Origin of the sequence: Streptomyces sp. NPDC058051 (assembly GCF_042885475.1) — a bacterium.
Taxonomy (GTDB): domain Bacteria; phylum Actinomycetota; class Actinomycetes; order Streptomycetales; family Streptomycetaceae; genus Streptomyces.
In genome coordinates, this window is the sequence record NZ_JBHVRW010000043.1 from 26,169 (window position 1) to 46,649 (window position 20,481).

At 69.0% G+C, this 20,481-nt stretch carries 22 protein-coding genes and 1 tRNA gene; 9 read left to right on the forward strand and 14 right to left on the reverse strand.

Features of this window, described 5'->3' with window-relative positions; translation table 11 throughout:
- The first annotated feature begins 67 nt into the window (after positions 1-67).
- The 4 genes from ACFVUT_RS36025 to ACFVUT_RS36040 all read left to right on the forward strand — a co-directional run bounded on the left by ACFVUT_RS36025 (position 68) and on the right by ACFVUT_RS36040 (position 3,892).
- Positions 68-2,149 (forward strand): beta-galactosidase, encoded by a 2,082-nt coding sequence (locus ACFVUT_RS36025; RefSeq protein ID WP_389660201.1) that lies wholly within the window; start codon positions 68-70, stop codon positions 2,147-2,149.
- A gap of 203 nt (positions 2,150-2,352) precedes the next feature.
- The gene (locus tag ACFVUT_RS36030; protein ID WP_389660204.1) at positions 2,353-2,973 is read left to right on the forward strand and encodes an HNH endonuclease; all 621 of its coding nucleotides are present in this window, start codon (positions 2,353-2,355) and stop codon (positions 2,971-2,973) included.
- Complete coding sequence (locus ACFVUT_RS36035) at positions 2,970-3,806, forward strand: HNH endonuclease (protein WP_389660207.1); 837 nt, start codon at positions 2,970-2,972, stop codon at positions 3,804-3,806. The genes ACFVUT_RS36030 and ACFVUT_RS36035 overlap by 4 nt, the downstream gene beginning before the upstream one ends.
- A gap of 11 nt (positions 3,807-3,817) precedes the next feature.
- A tRNA-Leu gene (locus ACFVUT_RS36040) sits at positions 3,818-3,892 on the forward strand.
- 52 nt (positions 3,893-3,944) lie between these two features.
- On the opposite strand, the gene rdgB is transcribed toward ACFVUT_RS36040, so the two are convergent.
- The 4 genes from rdgB to ACFVUT_RS36060 all read right to left on the reverse strand — a co-directional run bounded on the left by rdgB (position 3,945) and on the right by ACFVUT_RS36060 (position 6,406).
- Positions 3,945-4,547 carry an RdgB/HAM1 family non-canonical purine NTP pyrophosphatase gene (gene rdgB, locus ACFVUT_RS36045; protein ID WP_389660210.1) on the reverse strand — a complete coding sequence of 201 codons (603 nt, stop codon included), beginning with the start codon at positions 4,545-4,547 and terminating at the stop codon, positions 3,945-3,947.
- Between the two features lie 21 nt (positions 4,548-4,568).
- Positions 4,569-4,961: a hypothetical protein gene (locus ACFVUT_RS36050; RefSeq protein WP_389660213.1), complete on the reverse strand. Its 393-nt coding sequence runs from the start codon at positions 4,959-4,961 to the stop codon at positions 4,569-4,571.
- 176 nt (positions 4,962-5,137) lie between these two features.
- Positions 5,138-5,875, reverse strand: coding sequence for a ribonuclease PH (gene rph, locus ACFVUT_RS36055; RefSeq protein WP_389660216.1), 738 nt, complete (start codon positions 5,873-5,875; stop codon positions 5,138-5,140).
- A 297-nt stretch (positions 5,876-6,172) separates the two neighbouring features.
- Positions 6,173-6,406 (reverse strand): glucose PTS transporter subunit EIIB, encoded by a 234-nt coding sequence (locus ACFVUT_RS36060; RefSeq protein ID WP_014156020.1) that lies wholly within the window; start codon positions 6,404-6,406, stop codon positions 6,173-6,175.
- A 223-nt stretch (positions 6,407-6,629) separates the two neighbouring features.
- On the opposite strand from ACFVUT_RS36060, the gene ACFVUT_RS36065 reads away from it, so the two are divergent.
- Entirely contained in the window at positions 6,630-7,940 is a 1,311-nt protein-coding gene (locus ACFVUT_RS36065) for a PTS transporter subunit EIIC (protein WP_389660221.1), read from the forward strand.
- A 53-nt stretch (positions 7,941-7,993) separates the two neighbouring features.
- On the opposite strand, the gene ACFVUT_RS36070 is transcribed toward ACFVUT_RS36065, so the two are convergent.
- A complete protein-coding gene (locus ACFVUT_RS36070; RefSeq protein ID WP_389660224.1) occupies positions 7,994-8,746 on the reverse strand; it encodes an MBL fold metallo-hydrolase in 753 nt (250 codons plus the stop codon).
- A gap of 406 nt (positions 8,747-9,152) precedes the next feature.
- On the opposite strand from ACFVUT_RS36070, the gene ACFVUT_RS36075 reads away from it, so the two are divergent.
- Complete coding sequence (locus tag ACFVUT_RS36075; protein WP_389671126.1) at positions 9,153-9,425, forward strand: type II toxin-antitoxin system PemK/MazF family toxin; 273 nt, start codon at positions 9,153-9,155, stop codon at positions 9,423-9,425.
- Between the two features lie 276 nt (positions 9,426-9,701).
- Here ACFVUT_RS36075 and ACFVUT_RS36080 read toward each other — a convergent pair whose 3' ends face one another.
- The 7 genes from ACFVUT_RS36080 to clpS form a co-directional block, all read right to left on the reverse strand.
- On the reverse strand, positions 9,702-10,652 hold the full coding sequence (locus tag ACFVUT_RS36080; protein ID WP_389660230.1) for a PLP-dependent cysteine synthase family protein: 951 nt from the start codon (positions 10,650-10,652) through the stop codon (positions 9,702-9,704).
- On the reverse strand, positions 10,652-10,930 hold the full coding sequence (locus ACFVUT_RS36085; RefSeq protein WP_389660233.1) for a MoaD/ThiS family protein: 279 nt from the start codon (positions 10,928-10,930) through the stop codon (positions 10,652-10,654). The genes ACFVUT_RS36080 and ACFVUT_RS36085 overlap by 1 nt, the downstream gene beginning before the upstream one ends.
- 103 nt (positions 10,931-11,033) lie before the next feature.
- Positions 11,034-11,159, reverse strand: a complete 126-nt coding sequence (locus ACFVUT_RS36090; RefSeq protein WP_389660236.1) for a putative leader peptide — start codon at positions 11,157-11,159, stop codon at positions 11,034-11,036.
- Between the two features lie 168 nt (positions 11,160-11,327).
- Positions 11,328-11,759, reverse strand: a complete 432-nt coding sequence (locus ACFVUT_RS36095) for a Mov34/MPN/PAD-1 family protein (RefSeq protein WP_389660239.1) — start codon at positions 11,757-11,759, stop codon at positions 11,328-11,330.
- A gap of 108 nt (positions 11,760-11,867) precedes the next feature.
- Positions 11,868-13,307 (reverse strand): amino acid permease, encoded by a 1,440-nt coding sequence (locus ACFVUT_RS36100; RefSeq protein WP_389660272.1) that lies wholly within the window; start codon positions 13,305-13,307, stop codon positions 11,868-11,870.
- Positions 13,308-13,532: 225 nt separating this feature from the next.
- Positions 13,533-14,117, reverse strand: a complete 585-nt coding sequence (locus ACFVUT_RS36105; protein ID WP_389660242.1) for a DUF2017 domain-containing protein — start codon at positions 14,115-14,117, stop codon at positions 13,533-13,535.
- A gap of 46 nt (positions 14,118-14,163) precedes the next feature.
- Positions 14,164-14,469, reverse strand: coding sequence for an ATP-dependent Clp protease adapter ClpS (gene clpS, locus ACFVUT_RS36110; RefSeq protein ID WP_389660245.1), 306 nt, complete (start codon positions 14,467-14,469; stop codon positions 14,164-14,166).
- 87 nt (positions 14,470-14,556) lie between these two features.
- On the opposite strand from clpS, the gene ACFVUT_RS36115 reads away from it, so the two are divergent.
- Both ACFVUT_RS36115 and ACFVUT_RS36120 read left to right on the forward strand, forming a co-directional pair.
- Positions 14,557-15,885 (forward strand): nicotinate phosphoribosyltransferase, encoded by a 1,329-nt coding sequence (locus tag ACFVUT_RS36115; RefSeq protein ID WP_389660248.1) that lies wholly within the window; start codon positions 14,557-14,559, stop codon positions 15,883-15,885.
- Positions 15,886-16,088: 203 nt separating this feature from the next.
- The gene (locus ACFVUT_RS36120) at positions 16,089-16,673 is read left to right on the forward strand and encodes a nicotinamidase (protein ID WP_389660251.1); all 585 of its coding nucleotides are present in this window, start codon (positions 16,089-16,091) and stop codon (positions 16,671-16,673) included.
- 129 nt (positions 16,674-16,802) lie between these two features.
- Here the strand turns inward: ACFVUT_RS36120 and ACFVUT_RS36125 are convergent, their stop codons facing one another.
- The gene (locus ACFVUT_RS36125; protein ID WP_389660254.1) at positions 16,803-17,138 is read right to left on the reverse strand and encodes a hypothetical protein; all 336 of its coding nucleotides are present in this window, start codon (positions 17,136-17,138) and stop codon (positions 16,803-16,805) included.
- Between the two features lie 124 nt (positions 17,139-17,262).
- On the reverse strand, positions 17,263-19,662 hold the full coding sequence (locus ACFVUT_RS36130; RefSeq protein WP_389660257.1) for an immune inhibitor A domain-containing protein: 2,400 nt from the start codon (positions 19,660-19,662) through the stop codon (positions 17,263-17,265).
- Between the two features lie 402 nt (positions 19,663-20,064).
- Between ACFVUT_RS36130 and ACFVUT_RS36135 the strand changes: the two genes are divergently transcribed.
- The gene (locus tag ACFVUT_RS36135; protein ID WP_389660260.1) at positions 20,065-20,430 is read left to right on the forward strand and encodes a hypothetical protein; all 366 of its coding nucleotides are present in this window, start codon (positions 20,065-20,067) and stop codon (positions 20,428-20,430) included.
- Positions 20,431-20,481: the final 51 nt, after the last annotated feature.

Consider the following 20,481-nt stretch of genomic DNA (forward strand, 5'->3'; position numbering starts at 1 on the left):
CTCCCCCTTTCCCTCTCCCCTTCCCTTCCTGTTCCTTCTCTCTCGACGCCGTACAAGGAGACCCCGTATGACCGGCCGGTCGCAGCCGCAGCCGCAGCACCCCCGGATGCCCTGGAAGCCGGGCGGGTTCGCCTACGGAGGGGATTACAACCCCGAGCAGTGGTCCGAGGAGGTACGGCGCGAGGACGTCACCCTGATGCGGGAGGCCGGCGTCACCCTGGTCACGGTGGGGGTCTTCGCCTGGGGGGCGCTCGAACCCCAGGAGGACGTCTTCGACTTCGGCTGGCTCGATGACCTGCTGGAACGCCTCCACGAGGCGGGCATCGGCGTCGACCTCGCCACCCCGACGGCCGCCCCGCCCTCATGGCTGCTGCGCCGCCACCCCGAGATCCTGCCCGTGCGTGCCGACGGCACCCGGCTGGCCCCCGGCGGCCGGCTCGGCTGGTGCCCGAGCAACCCGGACTGGCGCCGGCACAGTCTGCGCGTCGTCCGCGCCCTCGGCGAACGCTACGGCGCCCACCCGGCCGTCCGGATGTGGCACGTCGGCAACGAGTACGGCAACGGCAACCGGCTGTGCCACTGCGAGCACTCCGCCCGCCACTTCCGTACCTGGCTGGCCGAACGGCACGGGAGTCTCGCCGCCCTCAACCACGCCTGGGGAACCGCGTTCTGGAGCCATCAGTACCAGGAATGGGACGAGATCCAGCCACCCGGTGACGCGGGCATGTCCGCCAACCCCGGCCTCGTCCTGGACTTCGCCCGGTTCTCCTCCGACGCCCTGCTCGACCAGTACGCCGCCGAACGCGCCGTCCTGCGCGAGCTGTCCCCGGACCGCGCCGCCACCACCAACTTCATGGTCGGCGCCGGGCCCCATGTCGTCGACCACACCCGCTGGGCGCGGGCGGTCGACCTCGTCTCCACCGACCACTACACGATCGCCGCCGACCCCGACCGCGAGCAGGAACTCGCCTTCAGCGCCGACCGCACCCGCGGCCTCGCCTCGGGCCGGCCCTGGCTGCTGATGGAGCACGCCGCGAGCGCGGTCAGCTGGCAGCCCCGCAACCTGGCCAAGGACCCCGGCGACCTCGCCCTGCACTCCCTCGCCCACATCGCCCGCGGCGCGGACGGCGCCCTCTTCTTCCAGTGGCGCCAGTCCGCCGCCGGAGCCGAGCAGTACCACTCGGCGATGCTTCCGCACGCCGGCACCCACTCCCGTGTCTGGAAGGAGGTGACACAGCTCGGCGCCACCCTGCGCGCCCTGGCACCGGTCGCCGGGAGCACCGTCGAGCCCGCCCGTGTCGCGCTGCTCGTCGACGACGAGGCCGCGTGGGCCTGGAACGCCACCGCGCGCCCCCACCAGGACCTCGACATCACCGAGATCCCGCGCCGCTACCACGCGGCACTGTGGCGCCGCGCCGTCCTCGCCGACGTGGTCCCGCCCACCGCCGACCTCACCTCGTACGCCGCGGTCGTCGTGCCCGCCCTGTACCTGACCCACGACGACTTCACCGAGCGCCTGGAGCAGTACGTCCACGGGGGCGGCCATGCCCTGGTCACCCACCTCTCCGGCATCGTCGACCCCACGAACCGCGTCCGCCTCGGCGGCTACCCCGGCGCCTTCCGTGATCTGCTGGGCGTGTACGTCGAGGAGTTCCGTCCGCTGCTCGACGACACCCGGGACACCCTCGACAACGGCTGGTCGTACACCGCCTGGAGCGAGCACGTCCACACCACGGCCGCGACCGCCGTCGCCGCGTACACCACGGGTCCGCTCGCCGGGCTGCCCGCCGTCACACGGCGCGCGCACGGCCGGGGTGAGGCCTGGTACGTCTCCGCCCACCTCGACCCCGACGCCGTCGACGCACTGCTGCGGGCCTTCCTCCCCGAGGACGTCCGGCCCACCGCGCAGGTTCCGGAGGGCGTCGAGGCGGTCCGCCGCACCGGCCCGGACGGCAGCCACCTCTTCCTCCTCAACCACAACCACCACCCGGTCACCCTGACCGCACACGGCCACGACCTCACCACCGGGCTCCCCCGCACCGGCCCCTTCGATCTGCCGGCGCGCGGCTTCACGGTCGTACGGGAGGACGCCCCGAAGGACGCGACCGCTTCGGAGCACACGGCCACTTCGAAGCGCACGGCCGTGTAGAAGCGCACGGCCCAGCGCCCGCTGGACGGCTCACCGCCCCGGACGCCTGCCTCCAAACCCCGCCCCCGGGAACGGCCCGTGCCTCTTCAGCCGAAGCGGGACGGGCCGTTCCACATCTCACCGCATTTCGGACGCACCCATCCGGCAAACGGTTCGTTGCTCCGTACGAGGCTGCGAACGCGCGGTCGGATGCGGAGGGATCGATGGCGGTTCGATACACCCGTGAGCTGCTCGAAGAGGCAGCACGTGAGGTGACCAACTTCGACGACGCGGTCCGCTGGTGCGGGGGCACTCCCACGGCGGGCAGCAGGCGCTACCTGCGCCAGAAGATGGCTGAGGCGAAGATCGACACCTCGCACCTGCAGAAGAAATGGGTGCGCTACACGGAAGAGGCCCTGAGGGAGGCGGTCGCGCACTCTTCCTCGGTCACGGAGGTCCTGCGACGACTGGGGATCAGCCCTGTGGGCGGCAGCCACACACACATCAGCAGGCGGATCGCATCTCTGGGCATTGATGTATCCCATTTCGCGGTGCGCCGAGGCAACCCCGGAGGCTCACGCAACAAACCGCTCATGCTGGGCTCTCCACGAGACGGGCGGACGGACGGCGCACGGCTCCGTCGGGAACTCCTTCGGATCGGGATACCGGAGCGCTGCACAGAGTGCGGCACAGGCACCGTATGGAACGACAAACCACTGCGGCTCGAGGTCGATCACAGGAACGGCAACTGGTGGGACAACCGAGCCGAAAACCTGCAGTTCCTCTGCCCCAACTGCCACTCTGCGACGGACACGTATCGCGGGCGGAAGCGGAGGGCGGCGTGAGCGCTCCCCCGTACACGCGCGACCGGCTGGCAGCAGCCGCCGCCGAGTCGTCCAGCATGGTGGATCTGATGCGCAGACTCGGCGCCACGCTCGGCAGCGGATCGCGCAGCTACCTGAACCGGCGACTGCGGCACTACGGCATAGACGTGTCCCATTTCCGCGAGGAACCACTGCCGGAGCGAGAACGCCGCTCGTACTCGAAAGAACTTCTCGCCAAAGCCGCGGCACACTCCCACAGCATCCGAGAAGTGCTGGAGTACCTGGACCTCCCGCCGCGGGACAGTCCGTACGGCCATATCCGCAAGAAACTCGATCAATACAACATCGACACCTCGCATTTCACTCGCGGTCGCCGATACGCAGTTGGCGTTCTGGACCGAGCCGCGTTGGCCTCAGCCGTGGAGACATCACTGAGCCTCGCGAACACACTCAAGCTCCTCGGCCTCGCCGACAACGGTGCCGGTCGCGCTCTCGTGAAACGGAGCATCGAAGCACACGGCATCTCAACCGACCACTTCACAGGCCAAGGCCACTTCCTCGGAACCTCCTCCCCGTACCGCAAGTCCGCGATGGACATTCTGAGACGGCCGGCCCCACCCGCACCCCGGACGAGAACTGCTCTTCTACGCCGTGCCCTTGATGATCTGGGTGTCCCGCACGAGTGTGCCGCCTGCGGTATCGGCGATCTCTGGCAGGGCAAACGACTCGTCCTGGAGATCGACCACATCAACGGCGACCCGATCGACAACCGCCGCGAGAACCTGCGATACCTGTGTCCGTCCTGCCACAGCCAGACCGAATCCTTCTCGAACCGACGTGGCCGCGCACAGTAGAGTGGGCGTGCGGGTCCGTACCCCAGCTGGCCAGAGGGCGCCGGTTTAGGTCCGGTGTGTCGTGGGTTCGAGTCCCACCGGGCCCACAGGCAAGAAATGGTCGCCACCTTCGTTTCGACGGTGGCGACCATCTGCATGTCACCCCACCAGCTCCCGCACCACCGGTACCAGCGCACGGAACGCCTTGCCCCGGTGGCTGATCGCGTTCTTCTCCGCCGGGGTCAGTTCCGCGCAGGTGCGCGTCTCGCCGTCCGGCTGGAGGATCGGGTCGTAGCCGAAGCCGTTCGTGCCGGACGGGGTGTGGCGCAGGGTGCCCACCAGGCGGCCTTCGACCACGCGTTCCGTGCCGTCGGGCAGGGCCAGCGCTGCCGCGCAGGCGAAGTGGGCGGCGCGGTGGGGGTGGTCGATGTCGGAGAGCTGGGCCAGGAGCAGGCCCAGGTTGGCGCGGTCGTCGCCGTGGGTGCCGGCCCAGCGGGCGGAGAAGATACCGGGGGCGCCGCCGAGCACGTCCACGCAGAGGCCGGAGTCGTCGGCGACGGCGGGATGGCCGGTGGCCTTCGCGAGGGCGTGGGCCTTGAGGAGTGCGTTCTCGGCGAAGGTGACGCCGGTTTCCTTGACGTCGGGGATGTGGGGGTACGCGTCCGCGCCGACGAGTTCGTGGTCGAGGCCGGCGTCGGCGAGGATCGCGTGGAGTTCGGTGATCTTTCCGGCGTTGCGGGTGGCGAGAATCAGGCGGGTCATGTCACCCAGTATCGGGGGTGGTCAGGGGGTGCAGACGTTGCCTATCTCCTTGGCGGCGTCCGTGACCGGGGTGAGGTCGGGGGTGGTGTCGCCCTGGTCGATGGAGTCGCGGACGTTCTTGACGCCGGCCTGGAGGTCGTCGACGGCCTTGGAGAGGTCGGTGTTGTCCGTCGTGTCGTCGAGGTTGCCCAGTTCCTTGTCGATCTCGTCGAGTGCTTCGGATGCCTGGGTGGGGTCGTTGGAGGCGTTGGAGACGGCTTGTCGGAGGTTGCTGACGCTGGTGGCGATGGCGTCGGCGGTGCGGACGCAGTCGAGTGCCTTGTCGACGGCTCCGCAGCCGACTGCGGCGGTGAGGGTGAGAGTGGTCAGGGTCAGCGCGACGGTGGTGCGGCGTCGGCGGGTGGCCTTGGCCATGGTGGGGTTCCTCCCCGAGTGCGGATACACGGACGGGCGCACGGTTCGACCCGTGCGCCCGTGCTCGTAACGACGCGTTGCGGTGCGTATTCGGTTGCTTCTTCGTCCGGGTCGAGCGACGGCGTCACGCGCCGGAAGTGCGGGGTGGTGTCACGCGCCGCGGGTGCGGGCGGGTGTCACGCGCCGAGGGTGCGGGCGAGTGCCTCTGTCTGGAAGGTGGTGAGTTCCGCGCAGCCCGCGGTGGCGAGGTCGAGGAGGGCTCCCAGTTCCTTGCGGTCGAAGGGGGTTGCCTCGGCGGTGCCCTGGACTTCGACGAAGCGGCCGTCGCCGGTGCAGACGACGTTCATGTCGGTCTCGGCGCGGACGTCCTCCTCGTAGCAGAGGTCGAGGAGGGGGGCGCCGTCGACGATGCCGACGCTGATCGCGGAGACGGTGTCGGTCAGCGGCTTGCGGCCGTGCTTGATGAGCTTCTTGCGCTGGGCCCAGGCGACGGCGTCGGCGAGGGCGACGTAGGCGCCGGTGATGGCGGCGGTGCGGGTGCCGCCGTCGGCCTGGAGGACGTCGCAGTCGAGGACGATGGTGTTCTCGCCGAGGGCCTTGTAGTCGACGACGGCGCGCAGGGAGCGGCCGATGAGTCGGCTGATCTCGTGGGTGCGCCCGCCGATCTTGCCGCGTACGGACTCGCGGTCGCCCCGGGTGTTGGTGGAGCGGGGCAGCATGGAGTATTCGGCGGTGACCCAGCCTTCGCCGCTGCCCTTGCGCCAGCGGGGGACGCCTTCGGTGACGGAGGCGGTGCAGAAGACCTTGGTGTCGCCGAAGGAGATGAGCACGGAGCCTTCGGCGTGCTTGCTCCATCCGCGTTCGATGATGACGGGACGGAGCTGTTCGGGGGTGCGGCCGTCGATGCGAGACATGGCGTCGACTTTATCGGGTGCCCGGGTGACGGCCGTTCGGGTGCCGAGGAGTGCTCCGGACAGTGACCGCGGGAGAGCCCGGCTGTCGTTTCGGCCCGTTCAGGTTCCGGCTGTCGTTTCGGCCCGTTCAGCCCGTTCAGCCCGTTCGGATGTCGGCTGGGGTGGCTGCCGGTCGCGTGCGGCCGGGCTCGGGTCCGCCGGGGTGGCTGTCGTTCGGGGCGGTACAGGCCCCGGCCGGGTGGGCGGGGCCTGCGTGGCGCTGAGGGGCGCGGGCTCAGTGAAGGGTTCGGCGGCCGGTCACATCATGTCTTCGATGTCGGCGGCGATGGGGTCGGCGTCGGTACCGATGACGACCTGGATCGCGGTGCCCATCTTGACGACGCCATGGGCTCCGGCGGCCTTGAGTGCGGCTTCGTCGACCTTGCTGGGGTCATGGACCTCGGTGCGCAGGCGCGTGATGCAGCCTTCGATCTCGTCGATGTTCTCGATACCGCCGAGCCCGGCGACGATCTTCTCAGCCTTGCTGGCCATGGCCTTCTCCCTGGATGTTCCCACGCATGTGACGACCCACCATGGGTCCGTTTCGTCACCGTAACGCACGTTTGGCCCAGCTTCGCGGGCGAGTGGCTGACCCCTCCCCAAGGATGACGATCAGCGGCGCCCTGTCTTCCAGGCGGGTTACGCGCCACACCTCAATTGGTCTACACCCTTGCGTGTGGGCCGACGAACGCACCGTGTTCCGGGGAGGACGCCGATGAGTTCAAGCAGCGCCGCAGTGCCACAGAAGACGTGGTGGAACAGCTTCTTCCAGGGCCTCCAGAAGATGGGCCGCAGCCTCCAGCTCCCGATCGCCGTGCTGCCGGCGGCGGGCATCCTCAACCGGCTGGGCCAGCCGGACGTATTCGGCGACGAGGGCCTGGGCTGGAACAACGTCGCCAAGGTGTTCGCGGCGGCGGGCGGCGCGCTGCTCGACTCGGGGCTGGGCCTGCCGCTGCTGTTCTGCGTCGGCGTCGCCATCGGCATGGCGAAGAAGTCGGACGGTTCGACCGCACTCGCCGCCGTGGCGGGCTTCCTCGTCTATTACGCGGTACTTCACGCCTTCCCGGTGGACTGCGCGCCGGGATCGACGTTCACCTCGGGCGGCACCTGGTTCGGCACCTGCGTCACCGGCGACGCCAAGGTCACGGCTGCGGAGTACCAGAATCCCGGGGTGTTCGGCGGGATCGTGATGGGCCTGCTGTCCGCCTGGTTCTGGCAGCGCTACCACCGGGTCAAACTGGTGGACTGGCTGGGCTTCTTCAACGGCCGCCGGCTCGTCCCGATCCTCATGGCGTTCGTCGGCCTTCTCTTCGCGGCGTTGTGCGCGTGGCTCTGGCAGCCGATCGGTGACGGCCTGACCAGTTTCTCCAAGTGGCTGGTGGATCTGGACTGGGTGGGTTCGGGCATCTTCGGTATCGCCAACCGTGCCTTGCTGGTCATCGGTCTGCACCAGTTCCTGAACACCTTCGTCTGGTTCCAGTTCGGCGACTTCACGAAGCCGGACGGGACGGTCGTGCACGGTGACATCAACCGGTTCCTGGCGGGGGATCCGACGGCCGGTCAGTTCACGTCGGGCTTCTTCCCGATCATGATGTTCGCTCTTCCCGCGGCGGCGCTGGCGATCTACCACTGCGCCAAGCCGCATCGCCGGAAGGCGGTGGGCGGCATGATGCTCTCGGTCGGCCTGACCTCGTTCGTGACGGGGATCACCGAACCGATCGAGTACTCGTTCCTCTTCGTCGCACCGCTGCTCTACGCGATCCACGCGGTGCTCACCGGTGTCTCGATGGCGGTGACCTGGGCGCTCGGCGTCAAGGACGGCTTCAGTTTCTCTGCCGGGCTGATCGACTACGTCATCAACTGGAGCCTGGCGACCAAACCGTGGCTGATCATTCCGATCGGCCTGGTATTCGCCGCCGCGTACTACGCGATCTTCCGGTTCGCGATCACCAGATTCAATCTCCAGACGCCGGGCCGAGAGCCCGACGAGTTGGAGGAGGAGATCGAGAGGAACCTCACGAAGTAGCACGTGAAAGGGGCTTCGGCCCGACCGGGCAGGCGGGATTTGCCGGACACGGCCTAGACCTCATAGACCGCGCCCGGTGCCGCCACGTCCACCGGCCCGTCGAAGAGGAGGCGGGCGTCGGCCAGGTTGTGATCGGCGTCGGTCCACGGCGGGATGTGGGTGAGGACGAGACGTCCCACTCCGGCGCGGGCAGCGATGTCGCCCGCCTCGCGGCCGTTGAGGTGGAGGTCCGGGATGTCCTCCTTGCCGTGGATGAACGATGCTTCGCAGAGGAACAGGTCGGCGCCTTCGGCAAGCTCGTCCAGGGCGTCGCAGACACCCGTGTCGCCGGAGTACGTGAGCGAGCGGCCACCGTGCTCGATCCGGATGGCATACGAGTCGACGGGGTGGCAGACCTTCTCCGTACGGACCGAGAAGGGGCCGATCTCGAACGAGCCGGGTTTCAGTGTGTGGAAGTCGAAGACCTCGCTCATCGCGCGTTCGGACGGGGTGTCGGCGTGGGCGGTGGTCAGCCGCTGCTCGGTGCCGTCGGGGCCGTAGACCGGGATCGGGGCGGGACGGCCGCCGTCGTGCCGGTAGTAGCGGACGACGAAGTACGCGCACATGTCGATGCAGTGATCGGCATGGAGGTGGCTGAGGAAGATGGCGTCGAGGTCGTAGAGACCTACATGGCGCTGCAACTCGCCGAGGGCGCCGTTGCCCATGTCGAGGAGCAGCCTGAAGCCGTCGGCCTCTACGAGGTAGCTCGAACATGCTGATCCCGCGGACGGGAACGAGCCGGAGCAGCCGACGACGGTGAGCTTCATGGAGCGTGAACCTCCGAGACGTGGGAACGGGGAGGGTTCGTGCGGTCTGTTGAGCGGTTTGTCGAGCGTAAGGTGCGAAACTGCCGGTCGCTCCTCCACGGCCGTCCGTTGTGGGGGAACTCACCTGCTCTGTCACCGGTTCGATGGAAGAGGCGGGGGACGCCGGTACGGTCGGGGCATGGACATGTCCTGGTGGTGGATCGCGTTCGCTGGTGTGGTGCTGCTCGGGCTCGTCTCGGCGGTGGTTGATGGGCGGGGGCGGGGCGGGCGGCGGCCGAGGGGTCGTTCCGGCAGATCGGCGGGGACGCGTTCGGGTGGGCGTCCGGGCGGGCGTACGCGTCCGCCGGCGGGGCCGGGGCGTGGGCCGGAGCGGAGGCCGCGGCCGGGTGAGATCTGGTGGGCCGAGGTGCCGTACGAGGACGGGCCCGGGGCGAAGGACCGGCCGTGCCTGGTGTTGTCGGTGCGGGACGGCTCGGCGCGCGTCGCGAAGATCACGAGCAAGTACCACGAGGGGCGGCCCGGAGTGATCGCGCTGCCGGCGGGGACCGTGGGGGATGCGCGGGGGCGGACGAGCTTCCTGGAGACGGACGAGGTGCGGGAGATGGCCGTGCGGGAGTTCCGGCGACGGGTGGGTGTGGTGGACGCGGCGGTGTGGGAGCGGGTGCGGACGCTCGGATGAAAGCCTGCCGGGTGGCCTTCGGCCGGAAAGCGGACCCGGTGTGATGCGTGCGATTCCGAGACGCCGAGGCGGCCCAGCAGCGGAGCTACTCGGCCGCTCGGCGATCCGGTGCGGTGCGGTGCCTCGGGGCTGTCCCGCGATCCCCGGTGGGCGCACGACGACCGCTCTTGGGCCGTGTCGTTCGACGACACGGCCTGGTCCCTTTCCCCCGGCACTACGGCGTTTCGTTCCGAGCCCCATGAGCCCGCGGAGGTACGGACGCGACGCCCTGCGCCCTCAGGCCCAGAGCTGGCCGTGCAGCGTTTCGATGGCCGCCTCGGTCGTCGGGGCCGTGTAGACGCCCGTCGACAGGTACTTCCAGCCGCCGTCGGCGACGACGAAGACGATGTCGGCGGACTCCCCCGCCTTGACGGCCTTGTTCCCCACTCCGATCGCGGCGTGGAGTGCGGCGCCGGTGGAGACGCCCGCGAAGATGCCTTCCTGCTGGAGGAGTTCGCGGGTGCGGGTGACGGCGTCCGCCGAGCCGACGGAGAAACGGGTGGTGAGGACGGAGGCGTCGTAGAGCTCGGGCACGAAGCCCTCGTCGAGGTTGCGGAGGCCGTAGACGAGGTCGTCGTAGCGCGGCTCGGCGGCGACGATCTTGATGTCCGGCTTGTGTTCGCGCAGGTAGCGGCCGACGCCCATGAGGGTGCCGGTGGTGCCGAGACCTGCCACGAAGTGGGTGACGGACGGCAGGTCGGTGAGGATCTCCGGGCCGGTGGTGGCGTAGTGGGCGCCGGCGTTGTCCGGGTTGCCGTACTGGTAGAGCATGACCCAGTCGGGGTGCTCGGCGGCCAGTTCCTTGGCGACGCGTACGGCGGTGTTGGAGCCGCCCGCCGCCGGGGAGGAGATGATCTCGGCGCCCCACATGGTGAGCAGGTCGCGTCGTTCCTGGGAGGTGTTCTCCGGCATGACGCACACGATGCGGTAGCCCTTGAGCTTCGCCGCCATGGCGAGGGAGATGCCGGTGTTGCCGCTGGTGGGCTCCAGGATGGTGCAGCCGGGCGTCAGCCGGCCGTCCTTCTCCGCCTGCTCGACCATGTGGAGCGCGGGGCGGTCCTTGATCGAGCCGGTGGGGTTGCGGTCCTCCAGCTTGGCCCAAATGCGGACGTCCTCCGACGGCGACAGCCGGGGCAGGCGGACGAGCGGGGTGTTGCCCACCGCGGCGAGCGGGCTGTCGTACCGCATCAGTTCATGCCGCCGGCGACGGCCGGAAGGATGGTGACGTTGTCGCCGTCGCTGAGCTCGGTGGAGATGCCGTCGAGGAAGCGGACATCCTCGTCGTTGAGGTAGACGTTCACGAAGCGGCGGAGCTGGTCGCCGTCGACGATGCGCTCGCGGATGCCGTTGTGGCGGCTGTCCAGATCCGTGAAGAGGTCGGCGAGAGTCGCTCCGTTGCCCTGGACGGCCTTGGCGCCGTCGGTGTAGGTGCGGAGGATGGTCGGGATGCGGACCTCGATGGCCATGATGTGCGCTCCTGTCGAAAGCGGAAGGTGGCGTGGGGCGCGCGGCTCTGCCCCCGCGCGGGGGTGGTGCAGGATGAAGGGGTGCTCGGGCCGCGAGCCCGGCTCAGGCCGTGCGGCCGGCGGGCAGGCGGCTCGTACAGATGGCGCTGGAGAGCCTGCACAGGTCGACGTGCAGCCGCGCGACGAGCAGCGTGCCCGGCGTCTGTTCGCTCACGTCATGGAGAACCATGGGGTCATCGTATCGATTCCCGGTCCGTACATCGGAATGTGATCTCACCTGCTGGATGGTTGGTGTTCGACAGGTGGACGGGACCGTGTGGGACGCGGTCCCGTCCGGCGGTCGGGTGCCGGGATCGGGTGCCGGGATCGGGTGCTGCGAGCGATGCCCTGGTCGATGTCAGGCGGCCTCGTAGGCTTCGACGACCTCGACCTCCTCCTCGGTGATCTCGCCGTCCACGATCCGGTAGGAACGGAACTGGAAGGGGCCGGCGCCGTCGGTGTCGGCGGTGGAGACGAGGACGTAGTGGGCGCCGGGTTCGTTGGCGTACGTGACGTCGGTGCGGGAGGGGTAGGCCTCGGTCGCGGTGTGGGAGTGGTAGACGATCACGGGCTCCTCGTCCCGGTCGTCCATCTCCCGGTAGAGCTTGAGCAGGTCGCCCGAGTCGAACTCGTAGAACGTGGGTGAGCGGGCGGCGTTGAGCATGGGGATGAACCGTTCGGCTCGACCGGTTCCGGCCGGTCCCGCGACCACGCCGCACGCCTCGTCGGGGTGGTCGGCGCGGGAGTGCGCGACGATCTGGTCGTGGAGCGCCTGGGTGATGGTCAGCATGGCGCCAGGATAGGCATGCGGCCCCGACGTACCGAGGCGTGGTACGAGGGGGCCCGCATGGTGGACGCGGCCGTGGGGGCAGCGGGCCGTCCGGGGAGGAGGCTTCGTTCAGTTCTTCGCGAAGGTCTTGTTCCCGGGGTCGCGGGCCTTGAGCACCAGGTACGAGACGCCGAGGACGGCCGCCCAGAGCGGGGCGCAGTACAGCGAGATCCTGGTGTCCTTGTCGATGCCCATCATCACGATGACGACACCGATGAAGGCCAGGGCGAAGACGCTGGTGAGCGGGGCGCCGGGGGCCCGGAACGTGGACTGCGGCAGCACGCCGCGGTCGGCGAGCCCGCGGTAGCGGAGCTGGCAGGCGAGGATCATGATCCAGGCCCACATGCCGGAGATGGTGGCGAAGGAGACGACGTAGGTGAAGGCGTCGCCGGGCCATCGGTAGTTGACCCAGACCCCGACGAGCATCAGGGCGGCGGAGAAGGTGGTGCCGACGAGCGGGGTGCCGTTCCTGGTGAGCCGGGTGAAGAGCTGCGGGCCCTGGCCGTTGAGCGCGAGGTCGCGGAGCATGCGGCCGGTGGAGTACATGCCGGAGTTGCAGGAGGAGAGGGCGGCGGTCAGCACGACGAAGTTCACGATGCCGGCGCCGATGCCGAGGCCCATCTTCTGGAAGGCGGCGACGAACGGCGAGATGCCGGGCTGGAACTCGGTCCACGGGACGACGGAGAGGATCATGACGAGGGCGCCGACGTAGAAGACGGCGATGCGCCACGGCACGGTGTTGATGGCCCTGGGCAGGACGGTCTGCGGGTCCTTGGACTCCCCTGCGGTGACTCCGACGAGTTCCACGGCAAGGAAGGCGAACATCACGATCTGCAGGGTCATCAGGGTGCCCGTGACGCCGTGCGGGAAGAAGCCGCCGTCGCTCCAGAGATGTGTGACGGACGCGGTGTCCCCGGCGTCGGAGAAGCCCAGGGTCAGAATTCCGGCACAGATGAGGATCATGCCGACGATGGCAGTGACCTTGACCATCGAGAACCAGAATTCGAGTTCACCGAAGAGTTTTACGGAGATCAGGTTCACGCCGTACAGGATGATGGTGAAGATCAGCGCCGAAACCCATGGTGGAATGCTGAACCAGAACGTCATGTACTGGGCGGCTGCGGTGACTTCGGTGATTCCGGTGACGACCCAGAACAGCCAGTAGGTCCAGCCGGTGACGAAACCCGCGAAGGGGCCGACGAATTCGCGCGCGTACTCCGAGAAGGAGCCCGAAACGGGGCGGTACATGAGGAGTTCGCCCAGGGCACGCATGATGAAGAAGATCACCAGGCCGGCGACGGCGTAGGCGAGGACGAGGCTGGGTCCTGCCTTGGCTATCGCCTTTCCCGCGCCGAGGAAGAGGCCCGTTCCGATGGCCCCGCCGATGGCTATCATCTGGATCTGGCGGGCACCCAGGGATCGCCGGTACCCCTCGCCCGTCGTGCCGGCCTGCGGGGCCGCCACGGGCCGACGGTCGCCTTGTCCCTTGTCTGTCTGCGCCGATGACATGTGTGTCACGCCTTTCTCCACGCCGATCCGCGCCGTCGAGGCGATTCATCGGACAGTATCCGGCGCATTCGGCGGGAGAAAGCGGAGAGGGGTTTCCTGGCGCCCGCGGGAAGTCCGTTCAGGTGATGCGAGCGCTCCATGTATGCGAGCGCGCGCCGGACGGACACAAGGAAAGAGCGTTCGGAGGGTCCGCACCCGGGTGAAACACATTCCCGCTCGCTGGAGTTACGGCATCAGGGTTTCCACAAGGGTTTCCTGGAGCGCGCCGAGCCAGAGATAGGCCATGACCATCGGCTTGCGCGGATCGCTGTCGGGGAGCCGGTAGAGCGAGCCCGCCTGGTCCTCGTCGTCGTCGGACACTTCCAGGCGGGTGCCGATGGTGAGGCGGAGGTCGTTGAGCGCGCCGAGCCAGCTGCGGCATTCGTCACCGGTGAGTTCCAGTACGGCGCCGCCGTCGCCGCCGATGGTGAGGGCGTCCAGGGTGCGGACGACCGCGAGGGCGTCGCCGCGCTTGCGGGCGCGCAGATCGTTCTCGGTGAAGCGGCGGAACTCGGAGGAGGCCGCGCGCAGTTCGTTGTCGTCGTCGCCGTACGCGTCGGGGAAGAGGCGGGCCAGGGCGGGATCGGTGGGCGGTTTGCTGGGCCCTTCGGCGAAGAGGGCGGCGAGCGGGTCCGCGCCCTCGGCGGGTTCGTCGCCGGGTCCGATCAGCTCCAGGAGCTGGACGGCGAGGGAGCGCAGGATCGCGATCTCCACCTCGTCGAGCGCGACGGCCGCACCGCCGCCGGGGGTGGCCTCGAAATGGCCGGCCATGGGTTCTCTCCGATGGTGGGTCGGGCGGGGCAGGAAGGGATCCGGACTAGTTGCGGTCCTGTGTGAGGGTGGCCCACAGCCCGTAGCCGTGCATGGCCTGGACGTCGCGTTCCATCTCCTCGCGGGTGCCGCTGGAGACGACGGCGCGGCCTTTCTGGTGGACGTCCAGCATGAGCTTGTGCGCCTTGTCCTTGGAGTAGCCGAAGTACGCCTGGAAGACATAGGTCACATAGCTCATGAGGTTGACCGGGTCGTTGTGGACCAGCGTCACCCAGGGGACGTCGGGCTCGGGGACGACGACAGTCTCCTCGGCCGATTCGGGACGCTCGATCTCTGTGGGGGCGACGCTCACTTACCCCATGCTGCCACCCGGGAGGGGCCGATGCACAAGCGACCCGAGATCTCGTCACTTTGACGAAATAGGGGTAGCATCCCGAACATGAACTCTGCGGACCTTGGGCGACGGGTCGGTGTGCCGTCGACCGCGCTCTTCACCGACCAGTACGAGCTCACGATGGTGCAGGCCGCGCTGAAGGCCGGCACGGCCGACCGGCACTCGGTCTTCGAGGCCTTCACCCGCCGACTGCCCGAGGGGCGGCGCTACGGCGTCCTCGCGGGCGTCGGACGGGTGCTGGACGCGGTGGAGAACTTCCACTTCGACGACGAGATGCTCACCTTCCTGCGCGAACAGGACATCGTCGACGGGCCCACCCTTGCCTGGCTGGCCGACTACCGCTTCACCGGTGACATCTGGGGCTACCCGGAGGGCGAGGTGTACTTCCCCGGCTCGCCGATCCTGCGCGTCGAGGGCTCCTTCGCCGAGTGCGTCCTGCTGGAGACGGTGATCCTGTCGATCCTCAACCACGACTCGGCGATCGCCGCCGCCGCGTCGCGGATGTCCGCCGCGGCGGGCGGGCGCGGACTGATCGAGATGGGTGCACGACGCACACATGAACTGTCCGCGGTGGCGTCGGCGCGTGCCGCGTACGTCGGCGGCTTCGACACCACCTCCGACCTGGCCGCGGGCTTCCGCTACAACATCCCGACCGTCGGGACGAGCGCCCACGCCTTCACGCTGCTCCACGACACCGAGCGCGACGCGTTCCGGGCCCAGGTCGACTCGCTGGGCCGGGGCACGACGCTCCTGGTCGACACCTACGACGTCGCCGAAGCGGTCCGTACGGCCGTCGACATCGCCGGGCCCGACCTGGGGGCGGTACGGATCGACTCCGGGGATCTGCTGCTGGTCGCCCACCGGGTCCGGCAGCAGCTGGACGAGCTGGGCGCCACCGATACGAAGATCGTGGTGACGTCGGACCTGGACGAGTACGCGATCGCGTCGCTGGCCGCCGCGCCGGTCGACGCCTACGGGGTGGGCACGCAGCTGGTGACCGGCAGCGGGCAGCCCACCTGCTCCATGGTCTACAAGCTGGTCGCCCGAGCCGGGTCCGCCGACCCGGCGGAGCCGCTGCACCCGGTCGCCAAGAAGTCGCTCGGCGCGAAGTCGTCGGTGGGCGGTCGCAAGTGGGCCGCGCGCCGGCTGGACGAGTACGGGGTCGCCGAGGCGGAGGTGATCGGCACCGGTCCCGTACCGCCGGAGCTGGCCGACCGGCAGCTGCTGGTAGAGCTGGTCAGGGGCGGCCGGGCGATCGCCCGTGAACCGTTGGACACGGCGCGTGAGCGGCACATCGCGGCGCGGGCGGGACTGCCGATGTCGGCGATCCAGCTGTCCCGCGGAGAGCCGGTGATTCCTACGGAGTATGTGTGAGGGAGCGGGTGAGGGGAAAGTGACGGGCGTCGTCCGGCGACCGCTTCGCCCGCGAGCGCCGGGCGGATCCGATGACGTCCGCCGACGACCGGCTCGTCCGCCGCGCCCCTCCCCGAGCCGCTCCGAAATGTCCGGTGCGCACTAGCCTCGAAGACCGCCCATGCCATGACCGCCGACCCGTCCCCCACCGAAGGACACCCGCCATGCACCGCGCCTTGATCGTCGTGGACGTCCAGAACGACTTCTGCGAGGGCGGCAGCCTCGCCGTGACGGGGGGCACGGACGTCGCCGCCGCCATCACCGACCTGATCGGCGAGGCCCAGGCCGGATACCGCCACGTGGTGGCCACTCGTGACCACCACATCGACCCGGGCAGCCACTTCTCCGCGGACCCGGACTTCGAGCACTCCTGGCCCGCCCACTGCGTCGCCGGTACGGAGGGGGTGGGCTTCCACCCCAATTTCGCCCCCGCGGTCGCCTCGGGGGCGATCGACGCCGTGTTCGACAAGGGCGCCTACGCCGCGGCGTACAGCGGCTTCGAGGGTCTCGACGAGAACGGCGTGGGGCTGGCCGACTGGCTGCGCGACCGCGGCGTCACCGAGGTCGACGTGGTCGGCATCGCGACCGACCACTGCGTGCGGGCGACCGCGCTCGACGCGGTCCGGGCGGGCTTCACCACCCATGTGCTGCTCGACCTGACCGCGGGTGTCGCGGAGGAGACCACGGAGAGGGCCCTTGAGGAGCTCCGCAGGTCCGGCGTGAAGCTCTCCGGCAAAGCCGTGGTGTAGCGGCGGGGCCAGGAGCCGCGCGTAAGCCCGGTACGAGCCCGGCAGAAGCCGAGCGCCGTGTCCCCGAGCCCCGCATCCCGTGCGCCGAGCCCCGTGCCCCCGTGCCCCCGAGCCCCCGTGCCCCGTGCCTCAGGCCGGGCGGCGGGCCGGTACGGGCGGGCGGAGCAGCGCCCGGATCGGGTGCCAGAGCTCCTGGGCCTGCTCCGGCCGCCCGCGCCAGAGCACCCCGTCCGGGTGGTGCAGCACGGCGGTGACCTCGTCCGGGGTGGGGGGCTCGGCGTTGCCGCGGAGGTAGACGGCGCGCAGCCCCAGATTGCGCAGCCGGGTGAGCGCGCGGGTTCTGCTGGCCGCGTGGACCAGGACCCGGACGGGTGCGCCCGGACCCGTTCCGTCCGTCGGGCCGGTCAGGGTGATGGCGACCACCACACTGCCGTTCGGCAACTTGCTGAACCCTCCGCCTGCCATGCTCCGCGCTCCCCCGTGAGACGTCGTGTCAATAAGGATCTGAATAAGAGGCACCTAAACACGATCGGCCGCCGCCCGCTAGAGGGCGACGGCCGATCAAGCTCTGACCTGCGGTGATGCGGGGTTACTTGTGCGAGGCCCCCACCTTGACGATCATCGTGGAGCCGTCGCGCGGCTCGCTGACGACCGTGATCCGGGTGTTCGTGTCAGCGACCTGAACACTTCCGGTCTTGTTCTCCTCGTACCAGTAGGTTCCCTTGTGGTCGTCGAAGACCGGGATGCCGAGCTGCGGCTTGATCTTCACCGCGACGTCGGCGTTGTGGAGCGTGAAGCCGTCGGTCGCGTACCGGCTGAAGGGCGCGTCGAAGGGCTGGATCTTGTTGCGGATGACCGTGCCGTTCGCCCACTTCAGCGGCTTGGCGTGGGCGTCGATCGGCAGGATCAGGCCCTTGCCCGGGTGGGTCGAGACGTTGTTGTCCTTCTGGGAGGTGTCCCAGAGCCAGATGAGCAGACCGTTCTGGTACGGGTAGTGCTCGACCCAGTCCGGACGGGTCGTGGAGAAGCCGAAGTTGTACGGGCCGACCTTGAGGGTCTGGTCGTAGCTGACGTACTGGCGGTTCTCCGCGATGTAGAACTGCGGGTAGTCCTTGGTGAACGACTCGCCGACGCGGGAGAAGCCCTTGGCGGTCCAGCCGTTGTCGTCACCCTCGGCGTTGTCCGAGAAGACCACGGCACCGTCGGCGGTGACGGCGATGGTGTCGGCGGCGAAGCCGATGCCGCCCGCGCCACCGTCGGTGGTGTAGCGGAAGCGGATGTCGATCTTCTTGCCCGCGTAGGCGTCCAGCGGGTAGGAGAGGGACTGGTACGCGCCGGAGACGTCGGTCAGGGCCGGCTTGTCACTGGCGTCGCGCGGGATGGCCTTGCCGTTGGCCGTGCCGTCGAGCGCCGTCCAGCTGGTGCCGCCGTTCTCCGACACCTCGGTGTAGAGGTAGTCGTAGTCCTTCTCGATGTCCCACCAGCCGGCGAGGTCCAGGGAGGCGGTGGACTTGCCGGTCAGGTCGACCGAGCGGGTCAGGGTGTTGTTGAGGTCGTCGCCCATGTCGCTCCACCACTGCGTGGAGCCCTCGGCGGGCTTGGTGACAGCGGTGGTGACGGCCTTGTCGGGCAGCGTGACGACGAGCGCCTGCTTGTCCTTGGTGTTGTACTCGGACACGCCCAGCTTGTGGGTGGAGTTCGTCGCGGCCTTGGCCTCGGCGTAGTTGAGCCAGCCCAGCTGGAGCTTGTCCCAGGCGGTCATGTCGCCGGGCATGTCACCGATCTGGCCCTTGCCGGTGCCGAGCCAGGAACCGGCCGACATCAGGGACCAGAAACCGACCGAGTTCTCGGCGCGGTTGGTGGTGTCGTACAGGTCGGGCAGGCCGAGGTCGTGGCCGTACTCGTGGGCGAAGACGCCCAGGCCGCCGTTCTCGGGCTGCGCGGTGTAGTCGCCGACCCAGAGGCCGGTGTCGCCGATCTGGGTGCCGCCGGCCTTGTTGTCCTCCGGGCCGGTCGCACCGGCGTTGGTGCCGTACGCGTACCAGCGGTGCGCCCAGATGGCGTTGGTGCCCTCGACGCCGCCGCCCGCGGACTCGTCCTCACCGGCGTGGACGATCTGGAAGTGGTCGATGTAGCCGTCGGGCTCGTTGAAGTCGCCGTCGTTGTCGTAGTCGTAACGGTCCCACTGGTCGTACTGCGCGAGGTCCGTCTTGATCTGCTCGGGAGTACGGCCCTGGGCCTTCTGGTCGGCGGCCCAGGCGTTCACGCCGTCGCGGATCATGTCCCAGGCGTTGGCGCAGTTGGTCGAGCCGCAGTAGTTGGAACCGTAACGCGCCTCGTTGTACGGGACCTTGACCCAGTCGGAGACCTCGCCGTCGACCGAGTAGCGCCCGGAGGACGTCTTCTCGTAGTACGTCTTCAGCGAGTTCTTCCCGGCACCCGTACCGAAGTAGAGGTCCTGGAAGTGCGCCTGGTTGTAGTCGGCCTGCCAGGCGGTGCTGTTGTCCTTCTTGGGGTCCGGCTTGGCGATCGTGTTGTGCAGCGGGCCAGGAGTGCCGCCGTACTTCGGAACGGCCGGCTCGGGACCGTCGCCGTCCGGGTCGAACATGGTCGTGTCGTCGACCTGGTCGCCGAACTCCACCAGGATCGTGAAGATCTTGTCGGTCTTCTCACGGCCGAGCTCGACGTACTTCTTGTCGTCGAGCTTGACGACCTTGGAGCCGTCCCGCTTCGACACCTTCTTGTCGCCGGCTATGACCTGCTCCAGAGCGGCCTGACGCTGGGCGGCCTGCTGCTCGCTGAAGGGGCCCTCCAGATCGTGCGAGGTGCCCTGGGCCGAGCCCGGGTCACGGCGGTCGACTACCGTCGTCTTCGCCCCGGATATGTGTTCATCCGCCTGGGCGGTGGCGAATGCCGACGCCGTGGCGGCCGTGGCGGCCATGGCCACGACAACCGCTGCGGTGCGAAGCGCCCGTCTTTTAGTGGTCACTTGATGCAGTCCTCCCCGGCGCCCGCGGCTGCGGCCTGAGGGGGTGTGGAGGGCCGCGCGCGGTAACGCGTCACAAGTGACGACATTCGACCGGAGTTACGCGAGAAAAGACAGATCTTGACTTGCACAGGCCAAGTGCACTATGCAGGAGTGGATTTCCGTTATCCGGACGGCCGCTGAACGGCTGTCGGACGGCTGCTGACGGCCATCAGGCGGGCAACCGGCGCGTCACGCCCCGCAGGCGGGGATCGGAGTGACTCCGTGCGCCCCCCGTGCACCGGTACCGCGGGTTAGGTGACGCTTACTACCGGTTCCTCTCGGGCATCCACCGTCGTAGAGTCGCTTGACAGGGCGTCCTTGTTGAGCGATTGCCCATCCGATGCCCCGAGGACGGATACCGACATGCCGCGTATCACTGCCGCACAGTTCTCCTACGGTTCGGTCACCGTCGTCTTCTCGACCCTCGCCATGCTGCTGCTCTCCCGTACGGAGTCGGGCCTCGGCATCGCTGTCATCGCAGCCGCGGCGCTCGCGCTCGGTCTGTTGGTGGCCGTGACCGTACCCCACCCGGCCCGGGCGGCAACAGCGAAGTCGGCGAAGGCCGGGGCCGCAGCCCGTACGAACCAGGATGCGGTTTCCGCCGCCGTCGAGGCCGAGGGTCTCGCCCTCGACGGAACCCAGGCCCCGGTCCGGCCGGTCCGCACGGCCGAGCAGCGCGCCGCGGCGCGTGTGGACGAACTCCTGGGCGAGCACTCCCTGCGGAACTGACGCGTACGGCCTCGGTCTCCGTACGGACCCGGTGATCGGGTCCGTACGGAG

What these genes read in the sequence shown, in the direction of transcription:
- ACFVUT_RS36135 (WP_389660260.1), top strand. Translation starts at nt 20,065, where the DNA reads ATGCCGCGTATCACTGCCGCACAGTTCTCCTACGGTTCGGTCACCGTC.
- ACFVUT_RS36065 (WP_389660221.1), top strand. Translation starts at nt 6,630, where the DNA reads ATGAGTTCAAGCAGCGCCGCAGTGCCACAGAAGACGTGGTGGAACAGC.
- rdgB (WP_389660210.1), bottom strand. Translation starts at nt 4,547, where the DNA reads ATGACCCGCCTGATTCTCGCCACCCGCAACGCCGGAAAGATCACCGAA.
- ACFVUT_RS36080 (WP_389660230.1), bottom strand. Translation starts at nt 10,652, where the DNA reads ATGCGGTACGACAGCCCGCTCGCCGCGGTGGGCAACACCCCGCTCGTC.
- ACFVUT_RS36060 (WP_014156020.1), bottom strand. Translation starts at nt 6,406, where the DNA reads ATGGCCAGCAAGGCTGAGAAGATCGTCGCCGGGCTCGGCGGTATCGAG.
- ACFVUT_RS36120 (WP_389660251.1), top strand. Translation starts at nt 16,089, where the DNA reads ATGCACCGCGCCTTGATCGTCGTGGACGTCCAGAACGACTTCTGCGAG.
- ACFVUT_RS36070 (WP_389660224.1), bottom strand. Translation starts at nt 8,746, where the DNA reads ATGAAGCTCACCGTCGTCGGCTGCTCCGGCTCGTTCCCGTCCGCGGGA.
- ACFVUT_RS36025 (WP_389660201.1), top strand. Translation starts at nt 68, where the DNA reads ATGACCGGCCGGTCGCAGCCGCAGCCGCAGCACCCCCGGATGCCCTGG.
- ACFVUT_RS36030 (WP_389660204.1), top strand. Translation starts at nt 2,353, where the DNA reads ATGGCGGTTCGATACACCCGTGAGCTGCTCGAAGAGGCAGCACGTGAG.
- rph (WP_389660216.1), bottom strand. Translation starts at nt 5,875, where the DNA reads ATGTCTCGCATCGACGGCCGCACCCCCGAACAGCTCCGTCCCGTCATC.
- ACFVUT_RS36050 (WP_389660213.1), bottom strand. Translation starts at nt 4,961, where the DNA reads ATGGCCAAGGCCACCCGCCGACGCCGCACCACCGTCGCGCTGACCCTG.
- ACFVUT_RS36090 (WP_389660236.1), bottom strand. Translation starts at nt 11,159, where the DNA reads ATGGTTCTCCATGACGTGAGCGAACAGACGCCGGGCACGCTGCTCGTC.
- ACFVUT_RS36085 (WP_389660233.1), bottom strand. Translation starts at nt 10,930, where the DNA reads ATGGCCATCGAGGTCCGCATCCCGACCATCCTCCGCACCTACACCGAC.
- ACFVUT_RS36095 (WP_389660239.1), bottom strand. Translation starts at nt 11,759, where the DNA reads ATGCTGACCATCACCCAGGCGCTCCACGACCAGATCGTCGCGCACTCC.
- ACFVUT_RS36100 (WP_389660272.1), bottom strand. Translation starts at nt 13,307, where the DNA reads ATGTCATCGGCGCAGACAGACAAGGGACAAGGCGACCGTCGGCCCGTG.
- ACFVUT_RS36115 (WP_389660248.1), top strand. Translation starts at nt 14,557, where the DNA reads ATGAACTCTGCGGACCTTGGGCGACGGGTCGGTGTGCCGTCGACCGCG.
- ACFVUT_RS36105 (WP_389660242.1), bottom strand. Translation starts at nt 14,117, where the DNA reads ATGGCCGGCCATTTCGAGGCCACCCCCGGCGGCGGTGCGGCCGTCGCG.
- ACFVUT_RS36125 (WP_389660254.1), bottom strand. Translation starts at nt 17,138, where the DNA reads ATGGCAGGCGGAGGGTTCAGCAAGTTGCCGAACGGCAGTGTGGTGGTC.